15 protein-coding genes are annotated in these 18,425 nt (G+C 69.1%); 6 read left to right on the top strand and 9 right to left on the bottom strand.

Annotation, left to right across the window (positions count from 1 at the left end; all coding sequences use genetic code 11):
- Window positions 1-11 precede the first annotated feature (11 nt).
- Window positions 12-2,078 (bottom strand): peptidylprolyl isomerase, encoded by a 2,067-nt coding sequence (locus tag SYV04_RS23680; RefSeq protein ID WP_321548366.1) that lies wholly within the window; start codon window positions 2,076-2,078, stop codon window positions 12-14.
- Window positions 2,079-2,160: 82 nt separating this feature from the next.
- On the opposite strand from SYV04_RS23680, the gene SYV04_RS23675 reads away from it, so the two are divergent.
- The 5 genes from SYV04_RS23675 to SYV04_RS23655 all read left to right on the top strand — a co-directional run bounded on the left by SYV04_RS23675 (window position 2,161) and on the right by SYV04_RS23655 (window position 9,001).
- Window positions 2,161-3,105, top strand: coding sequence for a hypothetical protein (locus SYV04_RS23675; protein WP_321548139.1), 945 nt, complete (start codon window positions 2,161-2,163; stop codon window positions 3,103-3,105).
- Window positions 3,106-4,041 (top strand): AAA family ATPase, encoded by a 936-nt coding sequence (locus SYV04_RS23670; RefSeq protein ID WP_321548138.1) that lies wholly within the window; start codon window positions 3,106-3,108, stop codon window positions 4,039-4,041. It abuts the gene before it with no gap.
- On the top strand, window positions 4,038-5,363 hold the full coding sequence (locus SYV04_RS23665; protein ID WP_321548137.1) for a DUF58 domain-containing protein: 1,326 nt from the start codon (window positions 4,038-4,040) through the stop codon (window positions 5,361-5,363). The genes SYV04_RS23670 and SYV04_RS23665 overlap by 4 nt, the downstream gene beginning before the upstream one ends.
- Window positions 5,364-5,644: 281 nt before the next feature.
- Window positions 5,645-6,058, top strand: coding sequence for a hypothetical protein (locus SYV04_RS23660; protein ID WP_321548136.1), 414 nt, complete (start codon window positions 5,645-5,647; stop codon window positions 6,056-6,058).
- Window positions 6,059-6,268: 210 nt separating this feature from the next.
- Window positions 6,269-9,001 carry an SNF2-related protein gene (locus SYV04_RS23655; RefSeq protein ID WP_321548135.1) on the top strand — a complete coding sequence of 911 codons (2,733 nt, stop codon included), beginning with the start codon at window positions 6,269-6,271 and terminating at the stop codon, window positions 8,999-9,001.
- A gap of 12 nt (window positions 9,002-9,013) precedes the next feature.
- Here SYV04_RS23655 and SYV04_RS23650 read toward each other — a convergent pair whose 3' ends face one another.
- Together SYV04_RS23650 and mltG are read right to left on the bottom strand one after the other, a co-directional pair.
- The gene (locus SYV04_RS23650; RefSeq protein WP_321548134.1) at window positions 9,014-10,069 is read right to left on the bottom strand and encodes an NAD(P)H-dependent flavin oxidoreductase; all 1,056 of its coding nucleotides are present in this window, start codon (window positions 10,067-10,069) and stop codon (window positions 9,014-9,016) included.
- Between the two features lie 19 nt (window positions 10,070-10,088).
- The gene (gene mltG, locus SYV04_RS23645) at window positions 10,089-11,105 is read right to left on the bottom strand and encodes an endolytic transglycosylase MltG (protein ID WP_321548133.1); all 1,017 of its coding nucleotides are present in this window, start codon (window positions 11,103-11,105) and stop codon (window positions 10,089-10,091) included.
- Window positions 11,106-11,350: 245 nt separating this feature from the next.
- Between mltG and SYV04_RS23640 the strand changes: the two genes are divergently transcribed.
- The gene (locus tag SYV04_RS23640; protein ID WP_321548132.1) at window positions 11,351-12,646 is read left to right on the top strand and encodes a sensor histidine kinase; all 1,296 of its coding nucleotides are present in this window, start codon (window positions 11,351-11,353) and stop codon (window positions 12,644-12,646) included.
- Here the strand turns inward: SYV04_RS23640 and SYV04_RS23635 are convergent.
- The 6 genes from SYV04_RS23635 to SYV04_RS23610 all read right to left on the bottom strand — a co-directional run bounded on the left by SYV04_RS23635 (window position 12,576) and on the right by SYV04_RS23610 (window position 18,333).
- Window positions 12,576-14,846, bottom strand: a complete 2,271-nt coding sequence (locus SYV04_RS23635) for an ATP-binding protein (protein WP_321548131.1) — start codon at window positions 14,844-14,846, stop codon at window positions 12,576-12,578. The two genes, SYV04_RS23640 and SYV04_RS23635, sit on opposite strands and share 71 nt — an antisense overlap.
- A 118-nt stretch (window positions 14,847-14,964) precedes the next feature.
- A complete protein-coding gene (locus SYV04_RS23630) occupies window positions 14,965-15,930 on the bottom strand; it encodes a hypothetical protein (RefSeq protein ID WP_321548130.1) in 966 nt (321 codons plus the stop codon).
- 152 nt (window positions 15,931-16,082) lie between these two features.
- The gene (locus tag SYV04_RS23625) at window positions 16,083-16,583 is read right to left on the bottom strand and encodes a DUF4365 domain-containing protein (protein ID WP_321548129.1); all 501 of its coding nucleotides are present in this window, start codon (window positions 16,581-16,583) and stop codon (window positions 16,083-16,085) included.
- 66 nt (window positions 16,584-16,649) lie between these two features.
- Entirely contained in the window at window positions 16,650-17,003 is a 354-nt protein-coding gene (locus SYV04_RS23620; RefSeq protein WP_321548128.1) for a Smr/MutS family protein, read from the bottom strand.
- The gene (locus SYV04_RS23615; protein WP_321548127.1) at window positions 16,939-17,232 is read right to left on the bottom strand and encodes a hypothetical protein; all 294 of its coding nucleotides are present in this window, start codon (window positions 17,230-17,232) and stop codon (window positions 16,939-16,941) included. The genes SYV04_RS23620 and SYV04_RS23615 overlap by 65 nt, the downstream gene beginning before the upstream one ends.
- 51 nt (window positions 17,233-17,283) lie before the next feature.
- Complete coding sequence (locus SYV04_RS23610) at window positions 17,284-18,333, bottom strand: DUF72 domain-containing protein (RefSeq protein ID WP_321548126.1); 1,050 nt, start codon at window positions 18,331-18,333, stop codon at window positions 17,284-17,286.
- Window positions 18,334-18,425: the final 92 nt, after the last annotated feature.

The raw sequence follows: 18,425 nt of genomic DNA, 5'->3' as shown, positions 1-18,425 counted from the left end.
GGCTCGCGCCCTCAGGGCTCGACGCTCACCTCGAGGATGACGTCGCCCTCCAGCAGGGCGTCCACCACCTCCATGCCCTGGGTGACTTCGCCGAAGGCGGTGTAGCGGCCGTCCAGGTGCGGCTGCGGCGTGTGCGTGAAGAAGAACTGGCTGCCGCCGGTGTCCTTGCCCGCCAGCGCCATGCCGATGACGCCGCGCAGGTACGGGCGGCGCGTCATCTCGCACCGGATGGAGTAGCCAGGGCCGCCCTCCCCGTCCCCGCGCGGATCGCCGCCCTGCGCGACGAAGTCCGGCACCACGCGGTGGAAGCGGATGTTCTTGAAGTAGCCCTTGCGCGCCAGGGCGTAGAGGTTGCCCGAGGTGCGCGGCGCCTGCTCGGCGTCCAGTGCGACGGTGAAGTCTCCCTTGCGGGTGCGGAAGGTGAGCGTGGCTCCGGCGGGCGCGGCGGGCGGGCGGAAGGTGTCCGGAGGAAGCTCCACGCGAGCCGAGCGCACGGGCTGGCCCGTGAGTCCGGTGAGGGCCTCGGCCGCCACGCGGCGCACGTTGGCGTGAGGGTGCGTCAGCCACGCGCGGAACACCGGCTCCGCCTCCTTGCCCGCCAGCGCCACCAGGGCTCCCGCCACCGGAGCCGCCAGGTCCGGCTCATGGGACACCCGCGCCGCCAGCGCATGCACCTCGGGCAGGGCCTCGGTGGCCTTCAGCTCACCGGCGGCCGCGGCCGCGCCTCCGGCGGCTACCAGATCTTCTCCGCCCATGAGGGCCCGGAGGGGCTCTACCGCCTCTGGCACAGGCCGCGCACTCACGGCCTCCAGCGCGGCCAGGCGTACCCGCGCGTCCGGGTGGCGCAGCGCGGCCACCGCATCCTTCGCACCGCCCTGATCCTGGGACTGGGCCACTTCGCGCAGACCGAGCGCCAGCCGCCGCGCCTCGTGTACTCGCCCTCCGCCACAGCGCAGCACCTCGGCGAGCGCTCCCGTCTGTCGGTCCATCGCCGCGGCGAGCCGGCAGTCGAGCCACGCCACGTCATCCGCCGCCACCTCCGAGGAGGGCTTGCCTGCCTCCTGGAGCGAGCGCCGCAGTTCCTCCAGCATCGGACGGCCGAATGAAGGCAGCCCCTGCTGGGCCACCGCCAGCAGCGCATGTCCCGCCGCGGACTCTCCCGCCGCGATGCGTGCGGCTCGGGTCTTCAGTGCCTCCAGCGCCTCCAGCGCGGTACACGGACCGCTGCAGCCCCCCGCGATTCTCGCCAGCGTCCGGGCCGCCTCGGCCGCCACGCGGGGCACCGGATCCTCCAACAGCCGGCCCAGGATGACCGCGTCCTCGGGTCCTCCCACCTCCGCGAAGCCCTTGGCGCACAGGGCGCGGACCTCCGGATCCGCGTCGGACAGGCATCGGCGCAGGAGCCCAAGCGCGGCCGGCCTCCGCAGGTAGGCCAGGAGGTAGGTCGCCCCGTACCGCGACTCCACCGGCTGCTCCGTGGCGAGCAACGCGCTCACCGGCTCGAGCCGCACTTCCGCGAGGGAGGCGCCTCGACGTGCGGCCACGCCCAGGGCCAGGGCCGCTCGCCCCGCCACGCCTTCGCGCCCGTCCGTGAGCCGCTCGGTGAGCCGCTGCACCGCGCCCACCGTGGCCAGCTTGCTGAAGGACTCCAGCAGCGTGCGCTGAACGCGTGCCTCCGCCTCCACCGCCTCCGCCTGCCGCAGCGCCTCCGTGAGCTGGGCCTTCGCCTCGTCCGTCAGCGGCTCCCAGGACAGCGCCAGCTCGCCCGCGGCGAACGCGGCCTCGTCCCGGACCTCCGGCTCGGCGGCGGTGAGGCCGGCGAGGATGACGTCGAGCGTCGCGGGATCCTGGATCCGGGCGAGCGCGCGCAGGGCCCGGGCCCGCACCGGAGCCCCCTTCCCTCCCTGAGCCCACGCCACGAGCTGCCCCTCTCCCAGCGAGCGTCGATCCTCCCACTCCCCCAGGCTCGCCATCGTCTCGGCGTCCACCCCCTCGGGCAGGGGCACGGAGCGGACACACGCGGGAAACACCCAACAGGCCAGGATGCAGGCAGACAGACCGGAGAGCAGGCGGCGCATGGCGCGGGCGTAAGCCAAATCCCCGCTAAAATCCAGGGGTTACACCGTAAGGCGTTTGACTTGCCCGGCGTGCCACCAGAAGATGCGAGGCCGTCTTCTCGCGCAAGGAGCACAGGCTCTGAACTGCCCCGGCTGTGGCACCAAGGTCGCGGATGGCACGTCCATCTGCCCCAAGTGCGACTACATCATCGACTCGTCCTTCCTCTCCTCGGAGCCACCCGCCGCTGGCGGCGACGATGACGAGTCGACAGGGGCGGCCGAGGCCCCACGAGCCGCCGCACCCGCTCCACGCTCGCGGCCCCCGGCCAGCGCCTCCAAGAGCCTTCCGGGTAAGCCGCGCGCAGCGGCCACTGCCAACAAGAGTGGCGCGCGGCCCTCGGTCGCACCGAAGTCCCGTCCCGCCACGAAGCCGGGGGTTCGTTCCGTGCCCCCGCGCCGCGCCCCCGAGCCCGAGCCGCGAGACAGCGCCGAGCCCGAGGAGGACCGCCCTCCCCCGCCGCGACAGGCGATGCCGCCCCCCGCGCAGCCGGCGCGCACCTTCACCGGCACGAACTCGAAGATCGTCGCGCCCGAGCAGGCCATGCAGGACGCGCGGGAGTTCATCACCGACCTGCCGCGCTCGGACAAGATCGCCTTCGTGGGAGGCGCCGTCGTCGTGTTCTCCTGCTTCCTGCCCTGGAAGGTGACGGCCACCGAGGGAGAGATCCTCGGGCTGATGAGCTCGGGGTTCATCGCCTTCCTCGGAGCGCTGCTCCTGCTGGGCACCATCATCCTCCGGGTGCGCCAGACCATGCCTCGACTCCACCCGCTGGCGCCGTGGATGGCGCAGCTGGGCCTGTCGATCTTCTGCGTGCTCTACATCGTGGTCTTCATCCGGCTGTCCGTCGATGCCACGGCGGTGCCGGCCTCCATTGGCAACGACACGATGATGAACTCGAAGCCCGACTTCGGCGTCTTCATCGGGTTGCTCGGCGGGCTGGCGGCGATGGCGGGCTCGCTGCTGGGGTTGAAGGAGCGCCCCACTTAAATGGCCAGTGATACGCCCCTCTCCCGACTCACCGCCGCGCTCGGCGCCACGGTGCTCGGTCAGCCCCATGTCATCGCCGATCTGGTGACGGCCTTCCTCGCGCGCGGCCATGTGCTGCTGGAGGGTGTGCCCGGGGTGGCCAAGACGCTCGCCGCGCGCAGCATGGCCTCCGCGCTGGGCCTGCAGTTCACCCGTGTCCAGTTCACTCCGGACCTGATGCCGACCGACATTGTCGGCACCAACGTGTTCCACCCGGCGGAGAACTCCTTCCGCCTGGTGCGCGGCCCCGTGTTCACCGAGCTGCTGGTGGCCGATGAGATCAACCGCACCCCGCCCAAGACTCAGGCGGCGCTGCTGGAGGCGATGGAGGAGCGTCAGGTCACCATCGACGGCACCAGCCACCCGCTGTCGCCGCAGTTCTTCGTGGTGGCCACGCAGAACCCGCTAGAGCTGGAGGGCACCTACCCGCTGCCGGAGGCGCAGCTGGACCGCTTCCTGATGCGGGTGCGGGTGGGCTACCCGGAGGCCGAGGCGGAGATGGCCATGCTGCGCGGCTTCCACCAGCGCGAGGGCCGGCAGCCAACGGTGGAGCGCGTGCTGGACATGCCCACGCTGGTGGAGTTGCAGCAGCGGGCCGCGCGCCTCACGTGTGATGAGTCCATCCTGTCCTATGTGGTGAAGCTGATCCGCGAGACGCGCGCCAGCCCGAGGGTGCGGCTGGGAGCCTCTCCCCGCTCGGCGCAGGCGGTGCTGGCGGCGGCCAAGGCGCGCGCGGCGCTGCAGGGCAATGACTTCGTCACCCCGGACGACGTGAAGGCCGTGGTGCCCAGCGTCCTGAACCACCGGCTGCTGCTCAAGGCCGAGGCCGAGGTGGAGGGCGTCACCGCGGACGACGTGCTGCGACAGACGCTGGAGCAGGTGAAGGTTCCCCGGTGAGCCTGGGCCGCCCCGTGCCCACTGGGCTCGCCGTGGCGCTGCTGGCGGGGGCGCTCGTGCCGGCGGCGCTGGCCGTGGCGAGCCCCGCGTTCGGCTGGCTGTCCCTGGCGCTCGACGTGGCGGTGGTGGTGCTGTGCGCGGTGGACTTCCTGTCCGCTCCGCGCGCCGAGGATGTGGAGACGCGGCGCGAGGTGGAGCCCATCCTGCGCTCCGGAGTGGACAACCCCGTGCATCTGGAGCTCACGTGCCGCCGGGACAAGCCCGTGCGGGGCGAGGCGCGGGACGAAGCCCCTGCGGAGGTAACGGTTCAGGGGCACCGGCAGCGCTTCTCCCTGGCGCCAGGCCCCCGGCCCTCGCGGCTGACCTACACGGTGCGCCCTCCCGCTCGGGGGGATCTACGGTTTGGGGACATTCACCTGAGACTGCTGGGACCATTGGGACTGTGCGCGCGACAGGTGCGACTTCCCGCAGCGCAAGCGGTGAAGGTGTACCCGGACCTGACGGCGCTGACGAAGGAGGCGCTGGAGTTGGCGCGTGCTTCGGATGCCCCCGCCGAGCGCTCCCAGCGGCGTCCTGGCGAGGGCCGCGAGTTCGAGTCCCTGCGCGAGTACCGGCCGGGGGACGACTACCGCACCATCGACTGGAAGGCCTCGGCGCGACGGGCTCGCAGCATGGTGCGGGTGTACCAGCCGGAGCGGAACCAGCCGGTGCTGCTGCTGCTGGATTGTGGGCGCCACATGGCGGGCAAGGTGGACGGCCGCCGCAAGCTGGACCACGCGGTGGACGCGGCGCTGCGCATGGCGAAGGTGGGCCTGGACGCGGGCGACCTCGTGGGAGTGTTGGCGTTCGCCAGCGACGTGCGCACGTACCTGCCGCCACGCAAGGGCCGCGAGCACCTGAGGCTGCTCACCGAGGCGCTCTACCGCGCCGAGGCGGCGCTCGAGGAGAGCGACTACGGGCGCGCCTATGACTTCGCCTTCGCGCGCAACTCGCGGCGCTCGATGGTGGTGCTCTTCACGGATCTGGTGGATCCGGATGCCTCGGGCACGTTGGTGGCGCGAACGCTCATGCTGCGCCCGCGCCACCTGCCCGTGGTGGCCTCGCTTCTGGACGAGGATCTGCAGGCCGCGGCCACGGGAGTGCCCCGCTCGCCGCAGGACGCTTACACACGACAGGCGGCGGCGCGGCTGGAGGATGAGTACCGCCGTACCGCAGTGACGCTGCGAGACTCGGGAGTGCTGGTGGTGCGTGCGCCCGCGAAGGGTTTCGGCGCTGCTGCCATCAACACCTACCTGCACGTCAAGGCACGTGGACTGCTCTGATTGGCAGAGCCAGCCGCTCAAAAAAGACACGACGGATGCGCCCCCACACTCCACTGCCAGGGCTTGATCAACTCATTGCCGTCTGCCAGAGCCACAGCCTCTCCCTACAACTCGCCCCACCCCTAGCTTCCTCCCCGCAGCCGGGCGAAGCCATCCTGGGTGCGGCCTTCGACCCTCAGCTTGCCAACGTCTACCAACGCCTTGGTGCCGCCGAGCTTGGGCCCTTCGCCCTCTTCGGTCCTGGCTCGGACGAGGACGGCCTCATCCCGCAGAACCAATGGATGAGGGGATACGATGACATCTGCTTCCACGCCTCTGTCGTCTTCGGCAAGGAAACGGGCTTCTCCCTCTACCTCGGAACTGTTCCCAAGCTGGCTGACTCACGAGGCATTCAGCCCGTCATCTACATCTCCGCCCACGATGCCGTGATTCACGCTGTGCCCATCGCCTCCAGCGTCGATCGCTTCTTCGACCTCTACTCGCGCTATCTGGAGCGCATGGTCGTGGACCCGGAGTACGTCGAGACCCGCGTCTCCCTGGTCACTTTTCCCTGGGACATGCAGGACCTCATCACCCACGATGAGCCGCTCATCGCGCAGGTGCGCGCGGGGTGCTTCGACTTCCTGACGAACGACGAAGAGGGCGCTCGCAGGTGGCTGAGAGAACTCTCGGGCCCGCCGTCAAGTGCCTTGTGAAACCACCGCTGAACACATGGGCACTGACGCGTCGCTGGAGAAGAACCATGCCAATCGCTCCGGAGCCGATTTTTCGGCCTCCGCAACGACCCCCTTTACATGCCTGTTGCGCTCAACAGAATGTCCGCCGCTTCACGCGCACGCCACTGGAGGCGGGGCGTCCTCGAACGGATGGGAGATCGGGTCTTGGGTGCGGAGGTCGCGCGGGGAATGAGGGTCGAAGTCGAGGTGTCGGCGGCGGCGGCGGCTACGGCGGCGCGGGTCGAGGCGGACGCGGGTCGCGCACTCACCCCGTTCCATGAGCGGATGCTCGCCGAGGAGCTCACCATCCGCAGCGCCGATTCTCACCATCGGCTCGCGGGCGCCCTCTCCGAGGCCAAGGTCGATCTCAACCCGCACCAAGTCGAAGCCGCCATGTTCGCGCTCGACTCGCTGTCGCGCGGCGGCTGCATGCTCGCGGACGAAGTGGGCCTCGGCAAAACCATCGAGGCGGGCCTCACCATCGGTCAGCTCATGGCCGAGGGAAAGACGCGCATCCTCATCCTCGCCCCCGCCACCCTGCGCGCCCAGTGGAACAGCGAGCTGCGCGAGAAGTTCGATCTCGAGTCCGTCATGGTCGACGGCCGCACCGTGCGCGCCACCGGCAACTGCTTCGACCAGCCCTTCCCCGTCATCTGCTCGCACCCCTTCGCCGCCAACAAGGCCGCGCTGGTGGCCGAGATTCCGTGGGACGTGGTCGTCATCGACGAGGCGCACCGGCTGCGCAACGTCTACCGGGGCAGCCACAAGACCGGCCAGGCCCTGCGCGCCGCGCTCAGCGGTCGCCCCAAGCTGCTGCTGACCGCCACGCCGCTCCAGAACGATCTGATGGAGCTGTTCGGCCTCATGTCGCTGCTGGACGAGCAGATCCTCGGCCCGGAGCACGCCTTCCGCAGCCGCTACCAGGTGGACCCGGAGGCCGGTGGGCTCCAGGAGGAAGCCGTCTCGGAGCTCAAGGAGCGGCTGGCCCCCGTGGTGCAACGCACGCTGCGCCGGCAGGTGCGCGAGTACGTGCGCTACACCAACCGCCGCAGCATCGTGGAGGACTTCGCGCCCTCCCCCGCCGAGCAGGATCTCTACGAAAAGGTGAGCGAGTACCTGCGGCGCTCGGAAGCCGCGGCCATCGAGCCGGGCAAGAAGACGCTGCTGACGCTCTGCTACCGCAAGCTGCTGGCCTCCTCCACCTACGCCATCGCCCCCACCCTGCGGCGGCTCGCCGAGAACCTCGAGAAGCGCCTGGAGGCGGCCAAGTTGGGCGCCCAAGCGCTGGCCCTCTTCGAGCCCGACGAGGTGAAGCAGTACGCCGAGGAGGGCGAGGAGTGGTCGGACGATCCCGCCAAGCCCGCCAACATCCGCACGCTCCAGAACGAGATGTGGGAGCTGAAGCAGTACGCGGACCTGGCCGACTCCATCAAGGTGAACGCCAAGGGAGAGGCGCTCAAGCGCGCCCTGGACCGCACCTTCACGGTGATGCGGGCGCACCAGTGGCCGGAGAAGGCGCTCATCTTCACCGAGTCCAAGCGCACGCAGCAGTACCTCTTCAACCTCCTGTCGGATAACGGCTACCAGGGGAAGATCTCCCTGCTCTCCGGCGACGTGGCGGCCACGCCCGAGGAGCGGCGCGCGCTGGTGGAGGACTTCCGCAACCGCTCGCAGATCCTCATCTGCACCGAGGCCGGCGCCGAAGGACTCAACCTCCAGTTCTGCAACCTGGTGGTGAACTACGACCTGCCGTGGAACCCGCAGCGCGTGGAGCAGCGCATCGGCCGCTGCCACCGCTACGGCCAGCAGCGCGACGTGCTGGTCATCAACTTCCTCAACCGGCAGAACGCGGCGGACGCGCGCCTGTTCGAGCTGCTGGAGAAGAAGCTCAACCTCTTCGACGGCGTGTTCGGCGCTTCGGATGAGATCCTCGGCGCGCTGGAGAGCGGCGTGGACTTCGAGCGCCGGGTGCTGGACATCTACCAGTCCTGCCGCCACCCGGACGAGATCAACGCCGCCTTCGACAAGCTGCGCACGGACATGGGGCAGCGCATCAGCACGCGCATGACGGAGATGCGCTCCATGGTGCTGGAGCGCTTCGACGGAGACGTGCGCCGCAGGCTGCGCATCGCTGGCGAGCAGACCCAGGCGGCGGTCGCGCGGCGGCAGCAAGAGGCGCGCGCGCTCACCGGCTCGGTGCTGGGCAACCGCGCCTCGGGTCGGCTGCAGGTGGCCAAGGCCGCCTATGCCGTCCGGGACCGGACGCACGACGCCATCAGCTACCTGCAGCTGGACGCAGCGGGGCTGCCCTCTCGGCTGGCACGGCTCGCGGGCTGCGAGGGCTGGTGGTTCGTCTACAAGTTCGAGCTGTCGGGCCTCAAGCCCGAGGAGAAGCTCGTCCACCTGGTGCTGGTGCGCGAGCGTGACGGCGCCTTCCGCGCGCTGCAGATGACGGACGGAGCGCACTTCGTGAAGCTCGCGGCCAAGCCGGAGAAGCGCCGGCAGCCGGAGCCCGTGTCGGTGACGCTGATCCAGGAGCAGGCGCTGCTGACGGCCAAGGACGAGCTGCTGCGCGCCGCCGAGCGCCGCAACGCGCTGGAGCTGGACCTGGCCAAGGAGCGCGCGGACCGCTTCGCGGAGGACTGCCTGCTCGAGTCGCGCGAGGCCCTGGAGCACGCGCGCGAGCAGTGGGTGGAGGCGCGCAAAGTGGTGCTGGCGGCCGAGGAGCCCTCGGAGCGGGTGAAGGCGCGCGCGCACGCGGACCGGCTGGAGCGCGAGTACCGCCGCAAGCTGGCCTCCCTGCGCAACGAGGAGGAGAAGCGCTACGCCGCCAAGGATCGGCAGATCGCCGACCTCACGCAGAAGGCGAAGGTGACGGAGAAGCGCTCCCTCATCGCCTCCGCCTACTTCTGGCTGAGCTGAGAAGCCCGGGCGCTATTGCGCCTGGCGCATCTCCTCGAGCAGGAGGTGGACGAGTTCCCCCGCGGGCATGACCCGCGTCCGGGCCACCCCCTGCCCTGCCCACAGCGACAGGAAGCCCGACTCGCCCCGCTTCGCCCCAGCCGTCCGCATGGCTCGCGTCAGGGCGTTCTGGAGGGGATAGGGGGGGATCAGCTGCTCCTGGCCCTGGAGCCTGGAGGTGAAGGTATTGGCGAGGCCTCGCGCGGGTCGGCCGGAGAACGCCCGGGTAATCACCGTCGTGTCCTGCTTCGCGGCCAGGATCGCCCGCTTGTACGCCTCGGACGCGCCCGACTCGGGGCAGGTCAGGAACGCGGTGCCGAGCTGAACCGCGCTCGAGCCTGCCTTCATCGCGGCCGCCATGTCCCGGCCGTCCATCAACCCTCCCGAGGCGATCACTGGCACCGAGACGGCGCGCACCATCCCGGCGACGAGCTCCAGGATCGGGACCAGTGCCTGCTCGAAGGGGCTGGCGAACGTTCCCCGGTGCCCTCCCGCCTCGGCTCCCTGCGCGGCGATCGCATCCACTCCCGCCTCCACCAGCAGGCGGGCCTCCTCGAGGGTGGTGGCCGTTCCGACGCTGGCGATCCCCCGCGTCCTGAGACGGGCGAGCACCTCACGGGAGGGAATGCCAAAGGTGAAGCTGAAGACGGCGGGCCGCGCCTCCAGCACGGCCTCGAGCTGCTCGGGGAACGGATCGGACGGAAGCGCCGGAAGCGAGGGAGGCGGCAGTCCGTACGCCTCATGCACCTCGGAGAGCAGCGCCAGCATCGGCCCGGCATCGACCTGCGCCGGGACCTTGTACCCTCCCGCGAATAGGTTCACGCCGAAGGGCTTGTCCGTGAGCTCGCGGGTGCGCTGGATGTCCCGCGTGAGCTGCTCCGGTGTCTGGTAGGCGGCCCCCAGTGAGCCCAGGCCGCCCGCGTTCGACACCGCCGCGACCAGCTCGGGGGTCGAGGGCCCTCCGGCCATCGGAGCCAGGATGAGGGGCTCCTCGACGCCAAGGCTCCTCAACCACTCGCTCCGGGCCATACGCCCTCCTGTTCCGTCCTCAGTAGACGTTGTACTTCACCCGCAGCGCCTCGTGCTCCTCCGCATTGCGCGAGGGGTGCAGCTTCTTCTCCGCGTCATGCAGGTAGTACCAGAACTCGCTCGCCTCCGGCCGCAGCGCCCCCAGGAGGGAGTCCACCGTCGGAGCACCGATCGGCCCCGGCGGCAGCCCCGGGCGCGTGCGGGTGTTCCACGGATCCGAGGCGTCGCGCAGCTTCTTGAGGAACGCCTTGCGATCGTTCCACTCCGCCAGCTCGTAGCGGCTCGTGGCATCGACCCCGAGCGCGAAGCCCTTGTCGATCCGCTTCCAGAGGATGCCCGCCACCAGCGAGCGCTGCGCCGGAACGGGCTCCTCGCGCTCCAGCATCGAGGCCATCACCACGATGTCATGCAGGCTGCGGCCGCTCTTCTCGATCTCCGCCTTGTGGGCGTCGTAGAAGCGCATCCCGAAGGTGTCGAGCTGCCGCTGGATGAAGGCCTCCACGTCGAACCCCTCGGGAACGACCGCGTAGGTCTCCGGGTAGAGATAGCCCTCCAGGCTGCGCAGGGGCAGCGGGAACGAGGCCTTGAAGCGCGCGGGCCGATTGGCCGCCGCGATGTACTCCCCCGGCTTGATGAGCTTCTTGGCGGCGAGCGCCTCGTCGGTGTCCCGCAGCCGCCACCCTTCGATCATCACGAAGGGCACGTCCTCGGGCAGCGGCGCCCCTTCGAGGGTGGTGGCGATCTCCGTGATCGGCATGGAGGGACGGAGCAGGAAGCGACCCGCCTTCAGCGCCAGCCCGCCGCGCCGCCACAGGTGGAAGCGCCACAGCCGCGCGTCGTCGATGAGCCCTTGTGCCTGCAACTCCGGGCCGAGCGTGCGTGCCGTCGCCCCTTTCTTCACGACGAACATGACCTCTGGCGCTTCGCCGACGACCTTCGGGGTCGTCGTGCCCTTCTCCGCCCAGAAGAACACGCCGCCAGCGGCACCGCCGGCCAGGACGAGCAACACGAGAACCACGACCAGGAGCTTCTTCATGCGCCGGAAGCTACCAAAGCTCCGCCTCCTAGGGGCAGCACGACACGCTCAGCAGACGGGCGGCGCGGGAGCCCCTCTCCCCGGAGGCCTAGGGGGCAGGCGTCCCTCTCCCGCTGCGGAGGGAAGTGTTGTCCATGGCGCATTGCTTCCAAGAGCCCCGAGCCCCCTTGCCCAGCGGCCATGACAGGACCCGGCATCCGTGGTTCGGTCCATCCGCGCCACATCGAATGCAGAGTCCACCTGGGATGCGTGAGTTCTCCGAAGAAGAGCTGAAGCAGCTACGGCTCGGACAGTTCCTTCAATACATGCTGCCGATCGCGGTGGGCTTCATGCTCACCTATGCCGCCTTCGCGCTGGTGCTGCGCAGCGTCGCGCTCACCGGAGGCGCGGGGGCGATCCTGGTCTACACGGTGGCGCTCGCCAGGGCCCGCCGGCTGGCCGCGCGGGGACAGGGAGAGAGGGCGGCGATCCTGACCGGCTATGCGCTGCTGGCGATGGTGCTCATCGGCTCCCTCTTCGTGCACTTCCTGCTCGTGGCGCTGTTGATGATGCCCCTCGCCGGGGTGGCGCTGCTGCTGCCGTACCTGGAGCGATCGGCCCTGGCGCGTTACATGCTCGCCGCCTTCCTCGTCGATGTCTGGGTGACGGTGGTGGACGGACTCCTGCCGCCGCTCGTGGAGCAACCGCCGCTGCTCTTGCAGCGCACGGTGTTCGCCCTGGCGGCGGTGGCCTGCGTGGGGCTGACGCTGCGGATGCTGTGGGTGGATGCCGTGCGCCTGCGCCAGAGCCTGGCGCGCGCCGAGGAGGCGGTGGCCACCCGGGACGAGTTCCTCTCGGTGGCCAGCCACGAGCTCAAGACGCCGCTCACCCCGCTGAACATCAAGCTGCACACGCTCCGGCGCGAACTCTCGGCCCCCTCCTCCACCTTCTCACCCGAGCGCAGCCTGGGCCACCTGGACATGGCGCAGCGCCAGGTGAAGAAGCTCGCGGAGCTGGTGGAAGATCTGCTCGATGTGTCCCGCATCGGCGCGGGGAAGCTGGAGCTGTACCCCACACAAGTGGATCTCGCGACGCTCGTTCAAGACGTGGTGCGGCGCTTCGAGCCCGAGGCGGTGCGGGTCGGCTCCGCGCTCGAGCTGGAGTCCGATCAACCCGTGAGCGGCTCCGTGGACCCGAAGCGCTTCGAGCAGGTGCTCGACAACCTGCTCTCCAACGCCCTGAAGTACGGCGCCGGCAAGCCGGTACGAGTGCGGCTCGAAGCGCTGGGAGCCCAGGCGCGACTGACCGTGCGAGACGAGGGCATCGGCATCGCCACCGAGGCGCTCGAGCGCATCTTCCGCCGCTTCGAGCGGGCGGTCTCCGGCCGGAACTACGGCGGCCTGGGGCTGGGGCTCTACATCACCCGGCAGATCGTCGAAGCGAGCGGCGGCACGGTGCGCGCCATCAGCGCCCCGGGCCAGGGCGCGACCTTCACCGTCGAGCTACCCCTGGAAGTGAGTGCTCCTCCTCCTGGACCGGAACACAGGGCAGCTCCAGGGTGAAGCTGGCGCCTTGCCCGAGCCCCTCGCTGTGGGCCTTCAACGAGCCCTCCAGCTCCTGGGCAGCCAGGGCACAGGAGTGCAGCCCGAAGCCGTGCCCCTCCTTCCGGGTGGTGAAGCCGTATTGGAAGATGCGCGTGCGCAGCTCCGGCGCGATGCCCATGCCGTTGTCGCTCACCTCGATGCGGACGCGGTCGACCGTGGGCAGCGAGAGCCGCACGCGCATGAGCCGCTGCTCCGCGGGCGCCGCATCCAGGGCGTACTTCGCGTTGCTGATGAGGTTGATCAGGATCATCAACACCTTGTGCTTGTCGGTCAGCACCGAGGGCACGGACTCCAGGCTCCGCTCCACCCGCACCTGATGGCGGCTCAGCGCGGCCGAGTTGATGCGCAGGGCATCCTCCACCAGCTCCTCGAGAAGGACCGGCTCATGCAGCCGGGGCGCCCGGGCATAGTCCTGCTGCAGCTTGACGATGTCGCCAATGTGCTCGGTGTAGCGGCCGACGTCCGCGAGCAGGGACATGATCTCCCGGCGCTCATCCAGCAGGTTCTGCCCGAGCTGGCTCAGGAAGGGCATCAGGATCCGCCCCCGCTTGTCCTGGATCAGGAAGGTGTTGAGGTCGGCCTGGTGCTCCTGGAGCATCCCCGTCACCCGGCTCACGCTCTCCAGCTTCAGATCGGCCAGCCGCTCCTTGGCCACGTGCGCCGAGGTGTAGACGCTGTTGAGCACGTTGCCGACGTTGTGCAGCACGTTGGTGGCGACCTCCGCCATGCCCGCCTGTCGCGCCGTCTGCATGAGCTGACTGTGGACCTCCTTCAGCTCCCGCGTGCGCTCCTCCACCCGGTGCTCCAGCTCTTCGTTGGCCTTGCGCAGGGCGTCCTCGCGGCGATGCACCTCGTCGGTCATCAGCTGGAAGGCCCCCGCGAGCTGCCCCAGCTCGTCCCCGCGCGCGGTGTCCAGCTCGACCTTGAAGTCACCTGCCTTCACCTGATCGGTCGCCCGGGTGAAGACCCGCAGCGGGCGGGAGATCTGCTGCTGCAACACCCAGTACATGATGGCCAGCTCCAGCAGCAGCGAGAGCACCCCGGCCAGCAGCACATAGCGCGCCGCCTGGAAGGCGGGCTCGGACACCACGCCCTCGGGTAGCACCGTGACGAAGTTCCAGCCCGGGCCCTCCAGCCGCGCCGCGGCGATGTACTCACCCTGCGCCGGGAGCTGGTGTACGAGCTGGCCGGGCTTGCTCTGCTTCACCTTCGCGAAGATGGCGCGAAGGTGTACCCGTCGCTGTGCCGCATCGAGCTGGGTGCTCCACACGTCTGGCTGCTCGGCGTCGCTCTGGATGTGGTAGGCGCCGGTGGTTCTCTCCAGCTTCAGCTCAGGGTGCGCGAGGAGCTGGCCATCATCCCGGATGAGCAGGTTGTACGCCCCCGGCAGACGGTCGGTGACGGTGCGGCCCAGGAAGTCGTTGGGCGAGAAGTCGTGACCGATCGTCGCGACATGGCGCCCGTCCATGTCCAACGGGGTCGACACCGTGGTCAGCCACTTGCCGTTGCTCGGATCCTGGTAGACGCCGGACCAGGCCGTCCGCCTTGCCGGGTTGTTCGCCGGCAGCGACAGCGGGAAGAACTCCTGGGAGATGATCGACTCGGTGGCGGAGGCGTTCAGGCAATAGGTCGGGCCATTGGGAAAGTAGATGACCATCGCCCCTTCCGGCAGCACGACGAAGGTGTCCGCGAAGCGGGTATGAAAGGCGGGCCCGTACTGGTTGAGCACCTCGTGCGCGGCCAGGATCCGGCGGCGCAGATCGTCATTCATGGCTACGCCCCGGGGCGTGAAGAGGCCCGCCATCCGCTTGCCGTCGAAGCCCTCGGCGCGGCTGCGGACCGTGCCGTCGGGCAGGTACACGAACAGTCGGTCGAAGCGCGGGTTCGGATCCTCCTCGCGCAGGGCAAGAATCTTCTCCTCCAGGGCCTTCTTGAGGACGGCGTGGTTGTCCTCCGCCAGCACGAAGAGGACCTGCTCCCGCTGGATGCGCTCCCTGACGTGCTGCTCCAGCTGGACGAGCGCCTGGGCGCGCAGGGTGTGGAGGATGTGGAGATAGCTGAAGAGGGTGGCCAGGAAGATGACCAGCGCGATGCGCGCCCCCATCTTGAGGAGCGTAGACCGCGCCAGAGAGGTACGAGGAGAGAGGGAAGGCTGCATGGCGCCTCGCATCGTCAATGCCGGGCGGCTCGCACGACACGTGCGGGTGCTTTTACCATTCCCTTGCGCCGGACTCCTGGCGAGCCAGAACGCTCACCTGGAGCGAGCCCCAAACCTCTCAGGGGGCTTCGTCGAGAATCTCGAAGCCCGAGGGCTCGCGCAGCTCGAAGCGCCTGCCTGTCTTGGCCAGGGTTCCCAGCACGCGCACACGCCGCCCATCACGGTGCGCATCCGCTGCCTGGGAGTAGGCCGGAGCTGAAAGACGCACATGCACCTTGGCACTTCCGTAGCCCTCGAGCTCGGTCGCGATCATCACCTCGCCCGGTTGATCGGTGTCCCGCTCGGGCCGCTCCAGGCGAATGACGAACCCTTCGACCTCCAACCCCGTCACCGGTGTCGTCTCTCTCAACGAGCGCGCCGCCTCGTCGAACATACCGAACACACCTTGCTCGAACTTGACCATGGAGCGCTCGACCTTCGGAGCCGGGCGCGCACGGGACCAGTTCACGTCGATCTGGATGAACGAGCGCTCCCCCGTCGGCCGCAGCTCGGCAAGCGCGGCGAGGAAGTTCGAGCTGATGCCCACGCCAGCTCGCTCGAGCAGTGTCCCGGGCTCTCCGGCCTCCACGCTCCGCGCCGTCTCTCCCAGCGCTCCCATCAACGTCTGCGTGACGCGGCGAGCATAGGGAGCTTCGAGTTCCACGTCTCCCACCGAAGGAGTCACCGGAACGAGCAGCGATGTCACATAGCTGCCGCGCTCGGTCTGGGTCTCGCGGCATTCCTGCAGCAACTCCAGGGCAGGGGCCTGGGCGAGGCGGGCGAAGTGCCGCTGCGGCTTCAAGGCCGAGTGAGCCGCCGCCAGGAAGATTTGCTTCGCGGCCTGACGCAGCCGGATGGAGTCATCGAGCGGAATGGAGCCGGACCGCGTGCTCTCCGAGAAGAGTCTGAAGCGGATCCTGTCGCCTGGCGGGTTGAGCAGGTCATTGAGGATCTCCATGAACGGCCGATGCTCGCTCTGGGAGAGGACATCAATCAGCTCGGCCATCCGCAGCGTGTAATCGGAGAAGCCTGGATCGAGGAGCACCCTCACTCGGAGAAGCGGTCTAGCCACGCCGGGGGAGACGAACTCCACCACATCTCCTTGCGGCTCCCGCCCTACCAACCACCCACGCTGCCGGAGGTACTGCTGAACGTCCGAAGGCCGGATCGCATCGAGTCCTGGCACCATCGAGACGTTCACAGCGGCTCTCCTCGACTGACTCGCTCCATCATGGCGTTCAACTGCTCTGGCGAGAAGAGGTTGGTACGCGGTAGCTGCACGACCCTCGATTCCGAAGAGACGGCTGGCATCCCGGACATCGAGAGCCAGTACGCGCAGCGCTTGATGATGAGTGCCTCCACGCTGTGCCGCATCCACTCCGCTTCCCTCTCGGGCAGCACGAGGACGACCAGGAGCTTCGGAACCGACGAGCGGGCTCGCAGCTTGTCGTAGTGGGACCGCGAGAGCTGCCACGCAATGTGGTCCTCTCGAACGTGACCGGCGTCACTGGTGCATTTGAGCTGAAGATCGATTCGAGGATCCTCCAGTGTCCCTCCGCCCAGCGCGCCACTCGCGCCGATGCTCACGTCGACGCAGCCCTGGTCCTGCGACCACTGGCCCACGGCGAACCCGCACCGCGCCGCGACGGCGTGAACATAGGCCTTGCTGATCTCCTCCTTCTGTTGCTCGCGAGTCATCGTTACCTGTGGGCGAGGCACTATAGGTGCGCCCTCCCCACAGAGTCGACGATCCGTGTGACGACCTCAGGGGTTGTCCCCTTCGGGCTCCGCGGGCTTCAGCCGGACCCAGGTGGCGCCCCAGCCTCCGTCCCCTTCACCCGCGGGCCGGAACGACTCCACCTCGGGCAGCTTCGGCAACAAGGAGTGGACGGTACGGCGCAGCGCGCCAGTGCCCTTGCCGTGAATGATCCGCACGTCGAGCACGCCCTTCTGACGACACGCCCACAGGTACTCGGTGACGAGATCCTTCACATCCCGTGGGTGAAAAAGATGCAGGTCGAGATTCCCATCGACGGGAATTTCGACCACCTCCTCATCGGGAGGGATTTGCTCCGGGGGCTGCGACGGCTCCGGCGGCGGCGGAGGTCTGCGGCTCATAGAAGCCCTCTTCCTCTCGCTTCCTGCGCTCGGAATCGAGCCGGGCTCGCTCCTTGGCCTGGCGAAACTGTTCCTTCAGTGACGTCACTTCGGTCTTCAGCGCGGAGAAATGTTTACCCACGTCCTTCGTGGACGCTCCGGCCTTCGAGCCTTCCCCTGCCTGCCCACTCCCCGCTCCCCCGGCCGAAGTCAGCTGAACCACCAGTGCCGCCATCATCAATGGCTTCATGCTCGCCTCTCATAGCAAGAGGTATGCACAGTGCGCTACGTATTCACGGTATCATTCCCGTGACGCAGCATGTCGGCCGTCTAATACACGGGTGATACTTTCGGCGAGCTTGACAGCTGACAAAGGCGCGCTGCCCTCGGCCTTGTTGTTGATGATGACAAAGGTTTGAACACCACGTTTCGCCGCGGCGGCACAGATGCCCGCCAGGGCCTCGCGGGTGACGGTGTCCTCATCCACCAGCCTCCGGAAGGGCGCGTAGCGGGCGTAGGCCTCCTCGTAGCCGAGATGCGGCGGCAGCATCCACCGCGCCACCAGGGCGCGGGACGCCATGGCCCGCGTGCGCACCGCCTGATGCACCACCGGAGGCATGTGGCGCCACGCGGACAGCACCGGGCACACGCCCAGCTCCGCGAGCGCCTGGGCAAAGCCCTCGGTGAGCAGTTCCTCGTTGCGGACCTCCACCGCGTAGAGCGGCCCCCGGGGCAGCGCGGCGAAGAAGGCGTGGAGCCGCTCGACGAAGCGCGCCGGGCCTCCAAAGCCCCGCGTGTCCTGCGGCGGGAACTGGAAGACGAGCGGCCCGGCCTTGTCCCCGAGCCCCTCCACGAAGGGCGCCACCACCATGTCCGCCGCGTAGCTGGCCTGCAGGAAGCGGTCATTGGGCTGCCCCCGGTGGACGCCATAGCGCTCATGGTGCGGGAAGCGCGCGAGGGTGCAGACCTCGTGCGCCTTCACCAGGAAGCGAAAGCCCTCGGGTACCTGCGCGGCGTATTCGGCGAAGGTGACGGAGGACACGGGCGCATAGAAGGTCCGGTCGATGCCCACCGTGCGCAGCACCGGGTGCTGGCCATAGGCGCCCAGCCCCTCCCGAGCCAGCGTCGACTGCGCCGCCTCCCGGTCGTAGACGAGCCCCGTCCAGCCCGGGAAGGCCCAGGAGGAGGTGCCCAGGTGGATGCCCTGAGGCAGGCGATCCCCCAGAGCACGCAGCTCCTCGGAGGCGGGAGCGGGACCGACCGGAGCCGCCTTGCGTGAGCGGCGCGCCGGGGGCTCGGAGACGGCCCCGGTGAAGAGATCGAGCTGGGACAGCGATTCGCGGTGGGACATGGAGCCTCCGTGGTAACGCCACCATGGATAGAATGCATCAGGTTGGGCGTGGTTTGCCCAACTCTCTACGTCCTCCGCCTGCTCTCCAGGCA

Origin of the sequence: Hyalangium ruber (genome assembly GCF_034259325.1) — a bacterium.
Lineage (GTDB): Bacteria > Myxococcota > Myxococcia > Myxococcales > Myxococcaceae > Hyalangium_A > Hyalangium_A rubrum.
This window is presented reverse-complemented; position numbering and strand designations above follow the sequence as displayed.